The organism is Chitinivorax sp. B, from assembly GCF_005503445.1.
In the GTDB taxonomy this organism is placed as follows: domain Bacteria; phylum Pseudomonadota; class Gammaproteobacteria; order Burkholderiales; family SCOH01; genus Chitinivorax.
The window spans coordinates 17639-36728 of sequence record NZ_SCOH01000020.1 but is presented as its reverse complement, the minus strand read 5'-3'; the positions used below and the strand labels follow the sequence as shown (position 1 = coordinate 36728).

The following is a 19090-nucleotide window of genomic DNA, read 5'->3' as shown; positions in this document are numbered from 1 at the left end:
GCACTGCTTGTCCGATCCTTCAATGCAGGCAAGGTGAACGGTGTTTTAGCCTGTAATCAGGAAGTCAATCACCACCTCACCAGTGTCTCGTCGCCGGTAGCTCATTTCAACGTGATTACCAAAATGGCTATCAATTTGATTGAGCAACGGTAGAGGATCATGATCATTGACAAAGCGCATGACCTCGCCGGGACGCAATGCAGCCAGTGCACCGAATATGGCAGCATGTCGAAATCGCTTGGCAATACCACGCGCGTCAAACACAAAAACACTACTATTGAGCACTGTGAGCGGAATATCGTGCATGATGTGAATCTCGTCCGAGGGATAATGGCCCATTGTCTACCGGGGCCGCTGATTCAGCCCTGATCTGGCTCAATCTTTCTGATACCACTTCAGTCAATCAAGAGCGCCTTGCCAGCTAGCACTACCAACCCACAGTAAAGGATCATTGCTCCGATATGCTTGGCATATGGTTCGCCAAGTGACCACGTGTGTCAAGGCAGAGTGAGTGAGCTGCTTCACAAGGCAGCATCAGCTGTATTCGATCAAGTTCCACCTGCAACAAACTCGGTCCCCGGCTGATTCTCCGGCAATTGGGTTTTCAGGATAGCCTGTTTTGCATGCTCCGTTGCGACCGCCACATCGGCAGGCAGAAGAGACTGTGCGTCTTGCAGTGCTGCTGTCAACAAATCAGCGGCCAGACAGCCTGGATCCCGATTCAATGCCATGGCCAATGCACGCAAGGTCAGATTGCAGTCCACCCCAATCGGCGCCTGTACCGGCTTGACAGCCGAGCTGGTGCAATCACAACTGTATTCATTCTGATCACGCGAGCTGATCAAGCGCGCCATGACCGCTACCATTTCCTGACTCATCACTGCTCTCCTCTTCGATATCGATTGAACAAAACAGCAAGGATGCAACGCGACTGTTGTGCCAACCGCGCTCTACTGCACCAAAGGTGAATTGGAAACCGGGATTTCAATACCTTGGATATCGGCCTGGCCAACCAGAAAGTTGAGATACTGATGCACAGCTCGTCGCTGAGCGGTATCGTTCAAAAAACTGGCAATATGCTCGACCACCTGGTCAAAAGGTAAGGTTTGTCCTTCTTCTCGCCGCAATACTTGAATGATGTGCAATCCAAAACGTGTTTCCACCAGACTTTCCGAAAACTCACCCGCACTCAGTCGGAACAGCACCTGATCGAACTCCGGTACCGTTTCGCCCTTCTGCAACTGCCCCAGATGCCCACCCACTTCGCTAGAAGGACAATTGGAATACTGCTTTGCCAGGGCGTCAAACCGATCCGGATAGGCACGTACTTCTTCCAGCACACTATTGGCTGTGGCACGCAATAGCTCCAGTGACACCTGCTCCGTTACCTGAAACAGAATGTGCCGAGCTTCGGCCAGATCTCCCTGACGAAACTGCTCCAGATGATTGCGATACCATACTTCACAGGCATCCCGATCAGCCTCGGGCACAGTCACCTGGTTCATCAACACCGTATCAATACGTTCATCATCGCTGTCACCAGCAATCTCCAACTCATCGGCCTTATCCAGCAACAATTTGCGCAAGATCAGTTCATAGACAGCGGCTTGCAGCGGATTGTCAGCATCCTCATGGCGCAACAACTCGGCTGCAATCATGTCGTCGGTAATTTCAAGGCCGTTGACGGTAATAGCCATGGTACAGGTCTCCAGAGCAAAAAACGGGGTAACACCATCCGTTACCCCCAGACAGACAATATTAACGCGTTCTGACCAACTGCCATGCGCGACTCAGGTAGGTCACCGATGCCAGACCACTCCAGATATGAACCAAACGTGTGAATGGGAAGATTACAAACAATGACATCCCCATGAACAGGTGCAATTTGAAGATGATCGGCGCCTCTTGCACAATCAGCGCTGCGCCCCCTTGAAAGGTGACAACATGTTGCGCCCAGGTCATCAACAACACCATCATGTGGCCATCCATATGCCCCGCCGAGACAGGAATGGTAGACAGCCCCAATAGCAAGGTGGCCAAGATCCAGACCATCACCAGCTTATCTGCAAACTTGGTTTGTGCCGCGATGCGAGGTTCAGTCAACCGACGATGCATCAGAATCAGCACACCGATCAGGCACATGATGCCAAAGATGCCCCCCATAGCCATTGCAAAACCTTGTTTGAAACTATGGGTAATGCCCAATGCATCCCAGACTGCAACAGGGGTCAACAAGCCAACCAGATGACCAAAGAACAGGCCAAGAATACCAACATGGAACAAAATGCTACCGACCCGTAGATTGCCGCGCTTGAGCAACTGGGAAGAATCGCTCTTCCAGGTGTATTGCTCGCGCTCAAAGCGTACCAGACTGCCGAGCAGAAAGATGGTACCGGCCACATAAGGGTAGATACCGAACAGGAATTGCTGAAAGTAGTCCATTTATGTCTCCTTCAATGCAAGTCGAAGCACAATAATTACCGTACCTGACCTGCCACGATATCAACCACAGCTTGCGACCGGGCTATGGCCCTTGGGATAGAACTTGACCGATTGCACGCCTGGCTTGAGCAAGGGTTCCACACCATCCGGGCTGGGACCAAATACCTCCATCGCTTCATCCATGTCTCGAACCGGTGGCTCGGTCAATGGTCGCGGCTCAACTGAAGTCAATCCGCGCAAGGCATCGAATACAACGTGATAGGGGCTATCGTTGGCTTTTAGCTTGTCGCCTATCAATGCCAGTACATGGACTGCCTCACCCAGCAGGCGCTCAGCATCTTTGGCATCAATCTGTGACAGAAACTCCAGAAACAAGGGCACGTAATCCGGTAGTTCATCCGGCGTCATCAGCAAGCCATAGCGTTTGTATTCTTGCAGCAGGTCAACCATGGCCTGACCACGGTCACGACTCTCGCCATGAATATGTTCGAACAAGTGCAAGCTATGTTTCGGATTGCGGTCGAACGTGGCAACGTAATTTTCCTGCAACGCCACCTCATCACTTTGACGCAGGAAGTCAAACAGCGGCGCTACCGTATGAGCTGTTTCCGGTGTGGCTGCCAGTGCTACTTCAAGTTCAGGAAAAGCGGCTTGTAGTTCAACGCTGGGATAGGTCAGCAAAGCTGATAGGATCTGAAAATATTGCATGGTATTCTCCAAGGCATGTTGCAGCGATGGCACGGTACGGGTACCCGCCCCGTGCCACGTCGTTATGCGCCTTCCATTTCCCTTTTCTTGCGTGATTTCGGCATGTCCACAAAGATCACGCTGCCCTGCTGTTTTTTGCCAAACAAGGTGCCTTCTGATGTGCCTCCCGAACAGCCATTGCCAAAGCTGAAGCCGCACGATCCCTTTTCGTTGAAACTGTCTTCAACCATTTCTTTATGGCTGGAGGGAATCACGAAGCGATCTTCGTAATTGGCAATGGCCATGATCTGGTACATCTCTTCGACCTGTGCTTCACTGAGTCCCACTTGTTTGAGTACAGCTGTATCTGCCTGCTTGTTGACCACTTGAGAACGCTTGTAGGCACGCATCGCCAGCATTCGATCCAATGCACTCAGTACAGGCGCTTCCTTGCCGGCAGTCAGCAGATTGGCCAGATATCGAACAGGGATACGCAGCGACTTGGTGTCGGGAATGTAACCATCCATACCCATCTTGCCGGCTTCAGCCGCAGACTGGATCGGTGACAGCGGCGGGATATACCACACCATCGGCAAAGTGCGATACTCGGGGTGCAGCGGGAAAGCTACCTTCCATTCACAGGCCATCTTGTATACAGGCGACTTGCGGGCAGCCTCCAGCCAGGAGTCGGGAATACCCTGCCGACGCGCCTCATCGATCACATCCTGCGCATTCGGGTCCAGGAAGACTTTCAACTGTGCTTCGTACAAGTCCTGCTCATTCGCAACCGATGCAGCTTGTTCGATGTGGTCAGCGTCATACAGCATCACACCCAGATACCGGATACGACCCACACAGGTTTCCGAACACACCGTTGGCTGCCCAGCTTCAATCCGAGGAAAGCAGAATGTACATTTCTCGGCTTTGCCACTGTGCCAGTTGTAGTAAATCTTCTTGTACGGGCAGCCAGAGATACACATCCGCCAGCCACGGCATTTATCCTGATCCACCAGTACGATGCCGTCATCGACACGCTTGTAGATGGAGCCTGACGGGCAGGAAGCGACACAAGTCGGGTTCAGGCAGTGTTCGCACAGGCGTGGCAAATACATCATGAAGGTGTTCTCGAAAGTCGAGTACATCTCCTTCTGCACCCCTTCAAACAGCGCATCCCGCCCACGCGAGCTGAATTCACCACCCAGATCGTCCTCCCAGTTCGGGCCCCACTCGATCTTGTCCATCTTCTGCCCGGTGATCACCGAAACCGGTCGCGCGGTTGGCGGGGTCTGGCTCAACGGCGCCTTTTGCAGATGTTCATAGTCATAGGTAAACGGTTCATAGTAGTCGTCGATCTCCGGCAGATGCGGATTCGCGAAGATATTGGCGAGAATCCGCAGTTTGCCACCCTGACGGGGTTCGATCTTGCCATCGGCACGACGTTGCCAGCCACCATTCCATTTCTTCTGGTTTTCCCACTCCTTGGGATAACCAATTCCGGGTTTAGTCTCAACGTTGTTGAACCAGACATATTCCACACCGTCCCGACTGGTCCATACATTTTTGCAGGTGATTGAGCAAGTATGGCAACCGATGCATTTGTCGAGGTTCAGCACCATGGCCACTTGGGCGCGAATTTTCATTTTGTTGCTCCTTCCTCAACCAGTGGGCCTTCCAGCCAATCCACCTTCTTCATCTTGCGCAACACCACGAATTCGTCGCGATTGGACCCTACCGTACCGTAGTAATTGAAGCCATAAGCCAGCTGCGCATACCCACCGATCATGTGAGTCGGTTTGGTCACAGCACGCGTGACCGAGTTGTGGATACCACCACGGAAACCGGAGGTTTCGGCACCTGGCACATTGATGATCTTTTCCTGGGCGTGGTACATCAGGCACATGCCACGTGGTACACGTTGGCTGACCACCACCCGTGCAGTCAACGTACCGTTGACGTTGTAGACCTCAACCCAGTCGTTATCGACAATACCGGCTTCCTTGGCCTCCTCCTCCGAGATCCATACATGTGGGCCACCGCGAGACAAGGTCAACATGCGCAGGTTGTCAGAGTAGGTACTATGGATACCCCACTTCTGATGTGGCGTAATCCAGTTCAGCACCAGCTGTTTATTGCCGTTGCCCAACTTATTGATAACCGGCTCCACCGTCTTGGTATCAATGGCAGGCTTGTACACGCAAAGTTCTTCGCCGAATTCGATCATCCAGCGATGATCTTGGTAGAACTGCTGACGACCGGTCAGCGTACGCCACGGAATCAATTCGTGAACGTTGGTGTAACCAGCGTTGTAGCTGACTTCCTCGCTTTCCAGCCCGGACCAGGTGGGAGAGCTGATGATCTTGCGTGGCTGCGCCTGCACATCACGGAAGCGGATCTTGTCATGCTCACGAGGTAGAGCCAGGTGAGTATGGTCACGGCCCGTGATCTTACTCAGCGCTTCCCAAGCCTTGACAGATACATGACCATTGGTTTCTGGTGCCAGTGTCAGGATGACTTCGCAGGCATCAATCGCGCTCTCGATCTTCGGCAAGCCTTTGGATACACCTTCTTCCAGTACCACCTTGTTCAGGCCTGCCAAGTCATGCACTTCATGCTGCGTATTCCACGAGATACCCTTGCCGCCATTGCCCACCTTGCTCATCAAAGGGCCCAGCGAGGTGAATTTCTTATAGACATCGCCAAAGTTGCGTTCCACGACGGTCATGGTCGGCGCGGTCTTGCCGGGGATCAGATCACATTCGCCATGTTTCCAATCCTTGGGTTCCAGCGCCTGCCCCAACTCGGATGGGGTGTCGTGCATCAACGGTGTCAACACCAAATCCTTGCGGGTACCGAGGTAATCCTTGGCGATTTCGCTGAACTTCTTGGCAATACCCTTGTAGATCTCCCAATCCGTCTTCGATTGCCACAATGGCTGCACTGCTTCACTCAATGGATGAATGAACGGATGCATATCAGACGTATTGAGGTCATCCTTCTCATACCAGGTCGCCGTAGGCAGCACGATGTCGCCATACAGGCAGGTGGTGGACATGCGGAAATCCAGCACAACCAGCAAATCCAGCTTGCCTTCTGCGGCAGGGCGCACTTTCACTTCCGTGGGCTTGATGGCATCGTCTTCATCACCAAATACCGCATTCTGAGTACCCAACAGGTATTTAAGGAAGTACTCGTGTCCTTTACCACTGGAACCCAGGATATTGGAACGCCAAACGAACATGTTGCGCGGGAAGTTGGCTGGATTGTCTGGGTCGTCACACGACATCTGGATCGAGCCATTCTTGAGGCCATCCACCGTATACTTCACAGGATCTTCGCCAGCTGCTTCGGCAGCCTGAGTAATGTCCAACGGATTAGTACCCAGTTGCGGTGCAGAGGGCAACCAGCCCATCCGTTCGGATTTGGCGTTGTAGTCAATCAGTGAAAGGTTGCCATATTGAGTCCTGTTGGCTGTGGGGCTCAGTATCTCAGAGACATGGAGTTTTTCATGCCGCCATTGACTGGTATGAGCATAGAAAAAAGACGTGCCATTCATCTGACGACTTGGGCGGTTCCAGTCCAATGCAAAGGCCAGTGGTGCCCAGCCAGTTTGCGGACGCAGCTTTTCCTGCCCTACATAGTGACACCAGCCACCTCCGGATTGACCGATACATCCACACATCATCAGCATATTGATGATGCCGCGATAGATCATGTCGTTGTGGTACCAATGATTCAGTGCCGCCCCAACAATCACCATGCTCTTGCCATGCGTCTGATGAGCATTCTCGGCAAACTCACGCGCAACCTGAATCACCAGCTCCCGTTTCACGGTGGTGTGTTTTTCCTGCCAGGCCGGGGTGTAGGGCACATCGTCGTCGTAGCTGGTGGCCACATTGCCGCCACCCACGCCCTGATCGACGCCATAGTTGGCCATCAGTAGGTCATAGACCGTTGCGACCAGCGCATCGCTGCCATCAGCCAGTTTGATCTGCTTAGCCGGCACATTACGTACCAGCAGGTCATTGGCATCCTTGCCACCGAAATACGGGAAGGCCACCCCCACCGCCGTATCATGTGCGTTCACTTGCGACAGCTTCAGATCAACCTCGCTGCCGTCCTTACCATTGCGGGTTTCCAGGTTCCACTTGCCCGCTTGCCCCCAACGGAAACCGATCGAACCGTTCGGCGCCACGATCTGGCCCGTTTTCTCGTCAATGGCCAGGGTTTTCCAGTCTGGGTTATTAGCCTCACCCAGACCATCGGCCAGATGCGAAGCGCGCAGGAAGTGATCGCCCACATAGTGGCCGCCCTGCTTCTTCAGCATGACCAGCATCGGCATATCGGTGTACTGTTTCACATAGCCGTTGAAATAGTCGCTTTTACCGGGCAAATGCCATTCCTTCAGAATCACATGCCCCATTGCCATTGCCAGTGCAGCATCGGTACCTTGCTTGGGTGCCAGCCAAATATCGCCAAACTTGACCATTTCACCAAAGTCACTGGATACCGCTACCGTTTTGGTTCCTTTGTAACGGACTTCGGTGTAAAAATGCGCATCAGGGGTGCGAGTTTGTGGAACGTTGGAACCCCATACCATCAAGTAGGTCGAGTTGTACCAATCGGCCGATTCGGCCACATCAGTTTGCTCACCCCATACCTGCGGACTGGATGGCGGCAAATCGCAATACCAGTCATAGAAAGACAGCGGCACGCCACCGATCAGACTCAGATAACGGCTACCAGCGGCATAACTGACCATCGACATTGCCGGAATCGGCGAGAAGCCAATGACGCGATCCGGGCCGAATTTCTTGATGGTGAAGGCATTGGCAGCGGCGATGATCTCGTTTGCCTCTTCCCAGGTCGAACGGACGAAGCCGCCTTGCCCACGCACTTTCTTGTATCGAGCCGCACGGGTCGGGTCCTGGCTGATATGTTCCCAAGCAGCCACGGGTGCCATGGTTTTGCGTGCCTCGCGCCACATTTCGGCCAGACGACCACGAATCATCGGGTACTTGACGCGCTGGGCCGAATACACGTACCAAGAGTACGACGCACCACGCGGGCAGCCTCGCGGCTCATGGTTGGGTAGATCAGGCCTGGTACGCGGATAGTCGGTCTGCTGGGTTTCCCAGGTGATCAGGCCATTCTTCACATACACCTTCCACGAACAGGATCCGGTGCAGTTCACCCCATGCGTGGAGCGGACAATCTTGTCATGCTGCCAGCGCTGCCGATAACCATCCTCCCAGGTACGATCCTCATCCACCACGGCACCATGCCCGTCGGAAAAGGTTTCTTTTACCCGGCTGAAGTATTTCAAACGATCAAGAAAGTGGCTCATTGTGCCTCCAGACAGAATTCATATCGCGCACCGGCATACCTTGCAGGGGCGGATTGAGCATGCTGGAAGCTTATTCGGATAACGATGTGTGCAACATTCGCCGGAAGTGCTGACAGATCAGGGCATTGGCACTAGCCTGGACTAGACCGTTTCGGGGGAAGGGATAGTTCGAAAGGTGTAGATGACCAGATTGATACCCATTTAATCGATATCAATACCCAGACGCCCGTCACTGGACAACCTAACATATGTATCGATACTCAATTCATCCGGATATGGCATGATTAACCCCCCATAGACCACAAGCGTCCTCTCCCATCCAGGTCCCTGTTATGAATGACACACTCACCCTGATCAACTCTTTTTGGCAAACCATCGGTTTTACCCAACTGATCGGGTATGGTGTGATCGGCTTATTGACTGGGGGTGGCGTCAGTGTTTATGTGGTGTGGAGTCTGCATCGCCGTGGCTGGCTGGCGCGACGGATTCGTTTGTATCACTGGGCGCTGAAACTTTACTTCGTGCTATTGCCAATTGGCGGCGCGGTGTTCGGGTTACAGGCCGGTCTTTTGGTTGGTATGCACCAACAGATCAATACCACGCTTGATCAATATCAGCCCGTCTTGCAAAAGGTTGCCAATACCTATCTGACTGATTTCCAGGTATTTCTGGCCACACTGGACCAGGCTCAACTGAAAAAACAAGCCCCAACCATACAGGGCGTCATGGCGATTGCGGTCGATCAATACCTGCAACAGCACCCGTTGCCCGGCTTGGTCCCTGGAGCAGATAGTACGTGGTATCAACGGGTTGGTTTGAAGGTACTCGATCAGTTCAGGGCGACCCTTCTAAGTGAAACACTGGAAAAGCTGCTAGCCCAACAAGCCGAGAAAGTGACTGGAGTTGATGAAAAGGCTTGGCGCAAGGTACTGAAAGGACCACTGCTGCAATTACTGGATGCGGACTTCCTATTGAAACTGGGTAAGCAGCAAGTATCCGTCGTAATGCGACACTTCTATTTGGGTATAGCACTACAGATCGCATTACTGGCTACGGCAATCGCAGCCGAAATGGCACTTGCTCACTATTTCCGGTTGCAGGGCAACACAAGCCCGGCCCCAGCTATAGCACCTCCGGGCCCCGGCATGAATCGCTAAGAGCCTGTTCAATGTCTTAATTGCGCGACTGCTATCGGGGCTCATGTGCTGTACCCCATTAACATGTATTGGTTCGTTTGATCAATTTGCAGATAAAAAAACCGTCCATCATCGCATCAGGCAAAATTCGGCGGCAATGTTGAATATCTGGATGAAATACCTTGCCATCCCATTCCGGAAGACCTGCCTGCCAGTTGCCTATCGGTAGATCAATCGGCTGGATGGCAATGGCATCGCCAAATGATTTCAATTGTGCTTCAACAATTCTTTCGTTTTCTTCCGGGGCGAAACTACAGGTGCTGTAAACCAGGGTGCCACCTGGTTTCAAACTATGGATCGCCGCACTCAGCAAACGCTTTTGCTTGTGGGATACCTCTTTGACCTTTTGCAGGCTCCAATGCGCAACCGAGTCAGCATCGTTGGCATCAAACCGCGCCTCGGATGAACATGGCGCATCCAACAATACCCGGTCAAACATCTCCGGACATTTGGCACCGACCGAGCGGCCGTCAGTCATGTAAGTACGAGCAATCGTCACGCCTTGCTGCTGCAGGTTGGCCTTCAAACGGAAAAAGCGGTCCCTCACAGGCTCCACCGCCGACAAAATGCCCTGATTCTGCATCATTGCCGCCATCTGGCTGGTTTTACCACCCGGTGCCGCAGCCAGATCCAGAATGGTTTCTCCTGGTTGCGGGTCCAGAATCAGCGGGGCCAGTTGGCTCGACAAGTTCTGCACATAAAGCCGCCCTTCATAAAACGCGGCTGTTTCAGTCAGTGGACGACGTTGTTCCTCAGGTACCTGAAAGGCCAGCGGCTGCCAATCAATCGGCATTGGATTCAGGCCAACCACCCGCAGTTCTTCACAAACGTCCAGCGGCGTAGCTTTCAGTGTATTGACACGAAACACTGTCATGGCAGGCTGGCTGAAGCTGGCCAACACTTCAGCCAGTTTGTCAGTAGGAATAATATGTTGCAGTCGTTCGACAAAAATGGCGGGCAAAGCATTAGTCATGGCAGTTCTAGTCGGCAAAAGGCGTTAAAATCGCGGCAAGCATAACATTACTGCGATGGTTTTCAGGTACTGATGTCCACATGCTTGACTGTAACCGTCCCTGAATCATCAACTGTTTTTCTCAACTGATCGAGTCCCATGTCCCAATTGCCAAACAAACGATGGCTGGCGTACTGCGTATTGGCTTTCCCCACCTTGGTGATGGCCACACCCAGTTGCAAAGAGGCCGCCGAATCATTGAATCGCCATATGAGCCCTGCAATCAATGCAGCAGAGCTAGCAGACATGCTGTCCACCCTGAATCAAACACAAAACCGCAGCCTGCCGCCCAAATTTGTGACCAAACAACAAGCCAAGGAAGCCGGCTGGCGACCCGGCAAGTCACTCTGGTCAGCACCCGCATTGCAAGGCAAGAGCATTGGCGGAGACCGTTTTGGCAACCGTGAAGGCCGCCTGCCCCGCGGCAAATGGCGTGAAGCAGATCTGGATTACCAAGGTGGCAAGCGCGGTGCCAAGCGTCTGCTATACAGCCCGGATGGTCAGCGCCAAGTTACTGTTGATCACTATGAAACCTTTACCGAGGTGCCAGCATGCCGCTGATACGCTGCGAACTGAATTCAATTCAATCCATGGCCCAACTCTATGATGAACTGAACCGACAATTGGTGCTTCCCAAACAGACAGGTCGCAATCTGGATGCCTTGTGGGACGTATTGAGTACCGATGTAGAAGGCCCTATCGAGATTGTTTGGCCAACGGCTCAGCAAGACCGGATCACACTGGGCAAACAGGGCGAAGCAGTGTTTGACCTGCTGAACGATCTGGCTGATGAACGTGACGACGTGACGCTCAAGCTCGGCTGAGCAGTCCAAGTCGGTTAAAATTGTCTGTTTTTTGGTATTGCCTCCTCTTATGACTTTTATACTCAAGCTCAAACCCGGCCGCGAAAAATCGCTGCTCAACCGCCACCCGTGGGTTTTCTCCGGTGCCGTTCAACAGCTCGATGGTGAACCGCAAGCCGGAGACACCGTACTGGTAAGGTCCGCCGATGGCCGCTTTCTGGGAAATGCTGCATACAGCCCGCACTCCCAGATTCGAGCTCGGGTGTGGAGCGTGGTGGAAGGCGAACCGATTGATGCCAATTTCTTCCGTCGCCGCCTGCAGACCGCATTGGCATTACGTCGGGATTTGTTGCCCGCGAGCCTCAATGGCCAACGTCTGGTCCATGGCGAATCAGATGGCTTGCCCGGCTTGGTCGTGGACCGTTACGACCAGGTGTTGGTAGTGCAGGTACTATCAATCGGCGTGGAGCGCTGGCGTGAGGTGATTGTAGATGCCTTGGTCGAACTGACTGGCATTCCCAATGTGTATGAGCGATCCGATGCCGATGTTCGTGGCCTGGAGGGCCTGCCCGAGCGGTGTGGCCTGTTGCGTGGCAACCTGCCTGCAGACACCATGATTGATGAATATGGTGTCCGTTACCGTGTCGATATTGCTGGTGGCCAGAAAACCGGGTTTTATCTTGATCAACGGGTGAACCGCCGTCGCATTGGTGAGTTGGCTGCCGGTAAAAAGGTGCTGAACTGTTTCTGTTATACCGGCGGTTTTTCGTTGGCGGCATTAAGAGGTGGGGCGCTGTCGGTAGAGTCGGTTGATAGCTCAGCAGAAGCCTTGGCCACCGCTCAGGCCAATCTGGTATTGAATAATCTGGACCCAGCACAGGCCAGCTGGGTGGAAGCAGATGTCTTCAAATACCTGCGGCTGTTACGCGATAAGGGGCAAAGTTACGATTTGATCATTCTGGACCCGCCCAAATTTGCACCGACGGCTCAGCATGTCGAAAAGGCAGCACGAGCCTATAAGGATATCAATCTGCTGGGTCTGAAGCTGTTGAAGCCAGGTGGTTTGCTGGCCACCTTCACATGTTCTGGCGGTATGGATGCCAGCTTGTTCCAGAAGATCATCGCGGGGGCAGCAGTCGACGCTGGACTGGATGCAAAGGTGATCGAGCGATTCACACCAGATGTCGATCACCCGGTCGCATTGAGTTTTCCGGAAGGTGACTATTTGAAAGGATTGCTGGTCAAACGCGGTTTGTGATCGGCAATTGTCGATAACGGCTGGGGAATCCTACCCAGCCATTTACTGTTGAGGTGATCATGACTTATCAAGGAAGTTGCCACTGCGGCGAAATTGCATTCGAAGTAACCGGCAAACTTGAACGGGTGATCGAATGCAACTGCTCACATTGCAGCCGCAAGGGCTACTTACTGTGGTTTGTGAGCCGTGACCGCCTCACACTCAAGACGCCAGCCAACACCATGGCAACCTATCGATTCAACAAGCATGTCATCGATCACCACTTCTGCCCGACCTGCGGGTGCGCACCGTTTGGTTTTGGCACGGGGCCAGATGGGCAAACGACCGCCGCAGTCAATGTACGCTGCCTGGAATCGCTGGATCTGACCGCGCTGCCACGCATTCCTTACGACGGCCGCAGTACCTGAACATTGATGGTAAGGCCATGAAGCCGTGCTAACGAATATTGATTGCTTCCGGCGGAATGCCCAATGCACGGTGATAATGCTGCAGATAAAGCTTGGCCAGTGTACCGTCTTTGACCATGTCACTCATGGCGGTTTCAAGTTGTTGCAACCTGTCAAGGTAACTGGAGCGCTTGCTTAGACCTATATAGCGTGGCGTAGCATCCGACTCTCGGTAACTGGCTTTGACCAAAACGTTGCGTAATGCCAGCTGGGTGAGCAGTGGCTCACCCTGATCTTCAGCTAGGATGACCGTATCCAGCCGCCCCATCGCCAATTTACGCAGGTTGACCAGGTTATCCCGACCGGCTTCCTTGTTCAATGCCTGGTCGGCGTCAAAGCGGTCGAAATAGGCAGCCCCATTTTTGATCCCGATTCGCAAACCATAAAGATCGTCATAACGCCTGATTGATAATCCCCTGTCTTTGGCAAGGTAGAAGACCTTGTCCGAGCTGTCGACACGATATGGCGTGTTGAGAAACTGTATATACTGCTCACGTTCCGGTGAAATCTGGATGCCAATGATCAGATCCGCACTGCCATCTTCCATCATCTTCAAGCAACGTGCCAACGGGCATTCTACGATGGCCAGGGATACCCCAACTCGCCTGGATAGTTCACGCACGATTTCAGTGTAAGCCCCGGTGTATTGGTTGTGGTAGATGCGCTTCCAGGGCTCCAACTCGCTGAAAGCAAATACCAACGGTTTCGCGGCTTGCACGTTACCTATCAATAGCAGGCAAACCATACAGAATGCCAGCACCTTCAGCACTGACTGCCTAGTGAAAGCAAAGGAACACGTGAGCCTGATCAATTGATAGCAACCCAAAGTTGCCAGCAGCATGCCGGCTTGACTATATACATATTAATCCGCCGCAACATTGAGTAAGACAATTTCTATTCCGCAAGAAACCATGCAAGTAAAAACGGCACCACACGGGTGCCGTTTCTAAGCTGTGTACCCTAATGATGAAGGGTAGCTATCACACTTGCAATCAGCTGCCTGATACTGTTTCCAGTACAGTCCACTGCCCTTTTTCAACCTTGTACACAGTAATATCACCCGCTTTCAGATCACCCTTTTCATCATAAGCAATCTTGGCGGAAGTGACACCTTGGCTCTCGATTTTTGCCAGTTCCGGCAGGTATTTAACGGGATCAACCGAATTGGCCTTCTTCATGGCGGCAATCATGGTCATCGTCGCGTCATAAGCATAGGGTGAGTACAGCTCCATCGCACCAAACTTGGCCTTGAAGCGGGTTTCAAAATCCTTGCCACCAGGCATCTTGTCCATTGGCAAACCAGCCAACGAAGCAATCACACCATCTGCTTCCGCACCAGCCAACTGCAGGAATGTCGGTGTACGGGTCATTTCACCTGATACCAGCGTCGCCTTCAAGCCCAGGCGCTTCAACTGCTTGGCCAGCGGGGCTGACTGTGCATCCGCACCACCGTAGAAAATGGCATCCGGCTGTGCACCTTTGATGGCGGTCAGAATAGCGGTGAAATCGGTTGCTTTGTCATTGGTAAATTCACGCTTCACGATCTGACCACCAGCGGCCTTGGCAGACTTTTCGAATTCATCTGCCAGACCTTGGCCGTAAGCGGTCCGATCATCAATGATGGCAATTTTCTTGAAACCCAATTTGTTCACCACGAACGGCCCCATCACCCCCCCTTGCTGGGTATCGCTGGTCATCGCGCGGAACGTGGTCTTGAAACCTTGTTGGGTATAAGTTGGTGCTGTTGCCATAGCGATTTGCGGCAAGCCAGCGTCAGAATAGATCTTGGAGGCCGGAATCGAGGTACCGGAGTTGAAATGACCAATGATGCCATTCACTTTGGCATCCACCAGACGCTGGGCCATCTGCGCGCCGGTTTTCGGATCAGCCTGGTCATCTTCGGATATCAGTTCAAACTTCACTTTCTTGCCACCGATTTCCGGATTTTGTGCATTGGCATCGTCCACTGCCAGCAAGATGCCATTTTTCATATCCGTGCCATAGTGAGCTTGCGGACCAGTCAATGGGCCAGCAAAACCAAGTTTGACGACTTCGACATCACCGGCGGCCGATGCGCCGGCCGGGGCTGACTGACCCGCCGGTTGAGCCTGGTCGGCTTTCTTACCGCAAGCCACAATGGCCAGTGCTGCAGTAACGGCTAAGCCGAGTGTACGCAATGTGGAGTAATACATGGTCTACCTCTTGTGTTGAAAGTAACAGGCCGGTACATCGCCGGCCATGAAAAAATCCAGTTCATTCACCAATGCTCATCAGACTGGCGTTACCACCTGCAGCAGTCGTGTTGACGCTGACAGCACGCTCAGCCACCAATCTATATAAATCGTAACGGCCATCATTGTGCGGTTTGATCAATGGAACCAGTGCACCATCGCGTTGAGCCAGCGCCTGACGCAATGCTTTTTCAACAGTGGCATCACCGTCGAACAACACCGCAGCGACCTCACTGGCAGCCGGATTGCTGGCTGTACTGGCATGCCCCCCCAGCAATTCAGCCAAGGCACGACCATCGGAACTGGCTGGCAGCACCACGTTGTTGCCACATGCCAATGCGGCGGCTGCCTGCAAGGCCAGGCCATACAATCCTTCTGCCAGGCAGGCCACATTACCGCGCCTGGAGAAGCCCAGCGTGTTCCGCTCACCGGTAGGCCCTGTCAACAGTGCCTCACGACGCAACGGACTGGCAGCCTCATATTCGAAGATGACTGCTTGCAGCTGATCGCGCTGGCCTTGCGACAGGCTGTTCAACTTGGCTTCTGACAACAGCTTCAGGCCAGATAACTCGATAACGCGGGCGGGTTTGCCTACTTGTGGCAACGCCGGTGTCTGAGTCAGACGATGCAGATACAGTGGGCCACCAGCTTTGGGGCCTGTTCCAGATTTACCTTCGCCACCAAATGGCTGCACACCAACAACCGCACCAACAATGTTACGGTTCACATAGATATTGCCGGCATGGACACCTGATGTGATCTGATCAATGGTTTCATCGATCCGACTATGTACGCCGTGGGTGAGGCCATAGCCCGTCGCATTGATTTCAGTAATGACCTTGTCGAGTGCCGATCCTTCAAAACGGATGATATGCAGCACGGGCCCGAACACTTCGCGCTCCAGCTGCCGTACACTGTCAATCTCGAATACAGTGGGCGAGACAAAGGTGCCATTCTCGCAGGCTTTATCCATGCTGGCCTGGTAGTACCATTTCGATTGCTGCTTGGTCTTCTCGATATGCGCCAATAGATTGTGCTGCGCCTCCTGATCAATCACCGGCCCAATGTCGATATCCAATCTGGCAGGATTACCAACGCGTAGTTCTTTCATCGCGCCCTTAAGCATCTCAATCACTTTGTCTGCGATGTCACGCTGCAGATAAAGTACACGCAGGGCTGAGCAACGTTGACCCGCGCTGTCGAAAGCTGAGCTGAGAACATCGTTGACTACCTGTTCCGGCAAAGATGAACTGTCGACGATCATCGCATTCATCCCGCCAGTTTCTGCAATCAAGAGCGGCGAATCATCTCGCGCCGCCAACGTGCGATTGATCAGCTGTGCCACTTCGGTCGAGCCAGTGAACATGACACCGGCAATGCGTGGGTCACATGTCAATGCAGCCCCTACCACCTCGCCTGTGCCAGGCAGGAACTGCAGTACATCTTGTGGCACACCCGCCTCATGCAGCAGGCGGACTGCTTCTGCAGCAATCAATGGAGTCTGTTCTGCGGGCTTGGCCAATACCGGGTTACCGGCAGCCAATGCGGCGGTTACCTGGCCAATGAAGATCGCCAGAGGAAAATTCCACGGACTGATGCACACAATCGGGCCACGAGGAGCTGACTGGGCCAGCTCTTGTCGCGCCTGGACCGCATAGTAGCGGCAGAAGTCGATCGCCTCGCGCACCTCTGCAATGGCATTCGGCAATGATTTACCCGCTTCGCGCACCGCCAGGCCCATCAGCATTGGCATATGCTGTTGCAACAAATCTCCAGCACGTGCAATGCACGCAGCACGTTCAGCTGCCGGCACGGCGGCCCAGCGCGATGCGGCAGCTACCGCAGCATCCAGCGCTTGCGCGACCTGTTCGCTGCTGGCTTCAATCACACTACCGACTATATCGTCGCGATCAGCCGGATTACAAATGGCGTGTGCGGTACCACCCAACGCCATCCCGCTGCCCAATAAGGGAGCAGCTTGCCATTGGCGGGACTCGCTGGCCTTCAGCGCTGTGCTCAGATCAGCCAGTCGGAATTCATTTGACAGATCAATGCCATCGGAATTGGCACGCGTTTCACCATACAGCCCAGCGGGTGACGAAATCTTGGCATGAGGCTGACCAGCATGGCGCGCGGCATCCGTCACCTGATCTATCACCAATTCATCAATCGGTACTGCTTCGTCGACGATCCGGTTCACGAAGGAGCTATTAGCGCCGTTTTCCAGCAGCCGACGCACCAGATAGGCCAGCAACGTTTCATGTGAGCCGACCGGCGCATAAATGCGACAGGCCTTGCCAAGCTTGTCCTTGCCGACCACCAGGTCGTACAGGGTTTCACCCATGCCGTGCAGGCACTGGAATTCGTAATCTTTGCCTTCACCCAAGTGATAGATGGCGGCAAGCGAATAGGCATTGTGGGTAGCAAATTGCGGGAAGACGGCATCCTGTGCCGCCAACAGCTTTTTCGCGCATGCCAGATAAGCCACGTCGGTATATACCTTACGGGTATAGACCGGGTACCCCTCTAGGCCATCCAGCTGCGCGCGCTTGATTTCGGCATCCCAATATGCACCCTTCACCAACCGGACCATGAAGCGATGACCACTGCGGCGTGCCAGATCGACAATCCAATCGATCACGAATGGGCAGCGCTTTTGATATGCCTGAACGACAAAGCCGATGCCATTCCACCCTGCGAAGTCCGGGTCCAATGACAGGGCTTCCAGCAGATCCAATGACAACTCCAGGCGATCAGCCTCTTCAGCATCCACATTGAAACCGATGTCGTATCGTTTGGCCAGCAATAACAATGTCTTGATACGCGGCAACAGTTCACTGACGGCACGAACATGCTGAGCACGGCTATAGCGCGGGTGAAGGGCTGATAACTTCACCGATATCCCGGGGCCGGCATACACCCCGCGACCATTGCTGGCCTTACCAATGGCATGGATCGCCTCCTCGTAGGCTGCGTAATAACGCTTGGCATCCTCCTCCGTCATCGCCGCTTCGCCGAGCATGTCATACGAAAAACGGAAGCCGAGGGCCTCGCGTTCGGTACCGTTGTTCAGCGCTTCATCGATGGTTTCACCGGTGACGAACTGCTTGCCCAGCATGCGCATCGCCAGATCCACGCCTTTACGGATCAGCGGTTCGCCGCCCTTCGCAATCATGCGTGTCAGTGCACTGGAGAGACCTTTTTCGCTATTGGTGGAGACCAGCTTGCCGGTTATCAGTAGCCCCCAGGTCGCGGCATTCACAAACAACGAGGCACTTTGCCCCAAATGCGCCTTCCAGTCACCTTTGGAGATCTTGTCGCGAATCAGGCGATCTGCGGTTTCCTGATCGGGGATACGCAACAGGGCTTCAGCCAGGCACATCAACGCAACGCCTTCTGTACTGTCGAGCGAGAATTCGTGCATCAGTGCATCGACACCGCTGGACTTGGTGCGTTTTTCGCGCACTTCGGTGACCAGTTTGCGGGCCAGGGCCTGAATCGATTTCACTTGCTCAGGTTGAAGGGCGGCTTGAGCCAGTACGGCTTGTACGCATTCGCGTTCATCGCGTCGATAGGCTGAAGTAATGGCATCACGGAGTACGGACTGAGGGCGGGACAATTCGCCGAATTGCATGAGGGGTCTCCTGCCGGTCGCAACCTTGTGGGTACGC

15 protein-coding genes and 1 pseudogene are annotated in these 19090 nt (G+C 53.6%); 5 read left to right on the top strand and 11 right to left on the bottom strand.

Annotation, left to right across the window (positions count from 1 at the left end; all coding sequences use genetic code 11):
* Positions 1–45 precede the first annotated feature (45 nt).
* The 7 genes from FFS57_RS13400 to FFS57_RS13370 form a co-directional block, all read right to left on the bottom strand.
* The gene (locus FFS57_RS13400; RefSeq protein ID WP_137938314.1) at positions 46–306 is read right to left on the bottom strand and encodes a DUF2249 domain-containing protein; all 261 of its coding nucleotides are present in this window, start codon (positions 304–306) and stop codon (positions 46–48) included.
* Between the two features lie 242 nt (positions 307–548).
* Complete coding sequence (locus tag FFS57_RS13395; protein ID WP_137938313.1) at positions 549–878, bottom strand: hypothetical protein; 330 nt, start codon at positions 876–878, stop codon at positions 549–551.
* Between the two features lie 72 nt (positions 879–950).
* Complete coding sequence (locus FFS57_RS13390) at positions 951–1697, bottom strand: peptidylprolyl isomerase (RefSeq protein WP_137938312.1); 747 nt, start codon at positions 1695–1697, stop codon at positions 951–953.
* Between the two features lie 61 nt (positions 1698–1758).
* Entirely contained in the window at positions 1759–2442 is a 684-nt protein-coding gene (gene narI, locus FFS57_RS13385) for a respiratory nitrate reductase subunit gamma (RefSeq protein WP_137938311.1), read from the bottom strand.
* A 60-nt stretch (positions 2443–2502) separates the two neighbouring features.
* Positions 2503–3150: a nitrate reductase molybdenum cofactor assembly chaperone gene (gene narJ / locus FFS57_RS13380; protein ID WP_137938310.1), complete on the bottom strand. Its 648-nt coding sequence runs from the start codon at positions 3148–3150 to the stop codon at positions 2503–2505.
* 62 nt (positions 3151–3212) lie between these two features.
* A complete protein-coding gene (gene narH / locus FFS57_RS13375; protein WP_137938309.1) occupies positions 3213–4769 on the bottom strand; it encodes a nitrate reductase subunit beta in 1557 nt (518 codons plus the stop codon).
* Positions 4766–8473 carry a nitrate reductase subunit alpha gene (locus FFS57_RS13370; RefSeq protein ID WP_137938308.1) on the bottom strand — a complete coding sequence of 1236 codons (3708 nt, stop codon included), beginning with the start codon at positions 8471–8473 and terminating at the stop codon, positions 4766–4768. The genes narH and FFS57_RS13370 overlap by 4 nt, the downstream gene beginning before the upstream one ends.
* Before the next feature lie 332 nt (positions 8474–8805).
* Between FFS57_RS13370 and FFS57_RS13365 the strand changes: the two genes are divergently transcribed.
* Entirely contained in the window at positions 8806–9630 is an 825-nt protein-coding gene (locus tag FFS57_RS13365; RefSeq protein ID WP_137938307.1) for a hypothetical protein, read from the top strand.
* A gap of 58 nt (positions 9631–9688) precedes the next feature.
* Here the strand turns inward: FFS57_RS13365 and FFS57_RS13360 are convergent, their stop codons facing one another.
* Positions 9689–10642, bottom strand: coding sequence for an RsmB/NOP family class I SAM-dependent RNA methyltransferase (locus tag FFS57_RS13360; protein WP_137938306.1), 954 nt, complete (start codon positions 10640–10642; stop codon positions 9689–9691).
* 138 nt (positions 10643–10780) lie between these two features.
* Between FFS57_RS13360 and FFS57_RS13355 the strand changes: the two genes are divergently transcribed.
* The 4 genes from FFS57_RS13355 to FFS57_RS13340 are packed head-to-tail and all read left to right on the top strand — an operon-like array spanning position 10781 to position 13149.
* Positions 10781–11242: a ribonuclease domain-containing protein gene (locus tag FFS57_RS13355; RefSeq protein WP_137938305.1), complete on the top strand. Its 462-nt coding sequence runs from the start codon at positions 10781–10783 to the stop codon at positions 11240–11242.
* Positions 11233–11505, top strand: a complete 273-nt coding sequence (locus tag FFS57_RS13350) for a barstar family protein (RefSeq protein WP_137938304.1) — start codon at positions 11233–11235, stop codon at positions 11503–11505. Before FFS57_RS13355 ends, FFS57_RS13350 begins: the two co-directional genes overlap by 10 nt.
* Before the next feature lie 49 nt (positions 11506–11554).
* Positions 11555–12742, top strand: a complete 1188-nt coding sequence (locus tag FFS57_RS13345) for a class I SAM-dependent rRNA methyltransferase (RefSeq protein WP_137938303.1) — start codon at positions 11555–11557, stop codon at positions 12740–12742.
* 59 nt (positions 12743–12801) lie between these two features.
* A complete protein-coding gene (locus FFS57_RS13340; RefSeq protein ID WP_137938302.1) occupies positions 12802–13149 on the top strand; it encodes a GFA family protein in 348 nt (115 codons plus the stop codon).
* A gap of 28 nt (positions 13150–13177) precedes the next feature.
* On the opposite strand, the gene FFS57_RS13335 is transcribed toward FFS57_RS13340, so the two are convergent.
* The 3 genes and pseudogenes from FFS57_RS13335 to putA form a co-directional block, all read right to left on the bottom strand.
* Entirely contained in the window at positions 13178–13906 is a 729-nt protein-coding gene (locus FFS57_RS13335) for a substrate-binding periplasmic protein (RefSeq protein ID WP_171013924.1), read from the bottom strand.
* A gap of 274 nt (positions 13907–14180) precedes the next feature.
* Entirely contained in the window at positions 14181–15380 is a 1200-nt protein-coding gene (locus FFS57_RS13330) for a branched-chain amino acid ABC transporter substrate-binding protein (RefSeq protein ID WP_137938300.1), read from the bottom strand.
* A gap of 61 nt (positions 15381–15441) precedes the next feature.
* Positions 15442–19059 (bottom strand): annotated as a pseudogene (gene putA, locus FFS57_RS13325) (trifunctional transcriptional regulator/proline dehydrogenase/L-glutamate gamma-semialdehyde dehydrogenase); the annotation flags it as partial.
* Positions 19060–19090: the final 31 nt, after the last annotated feature.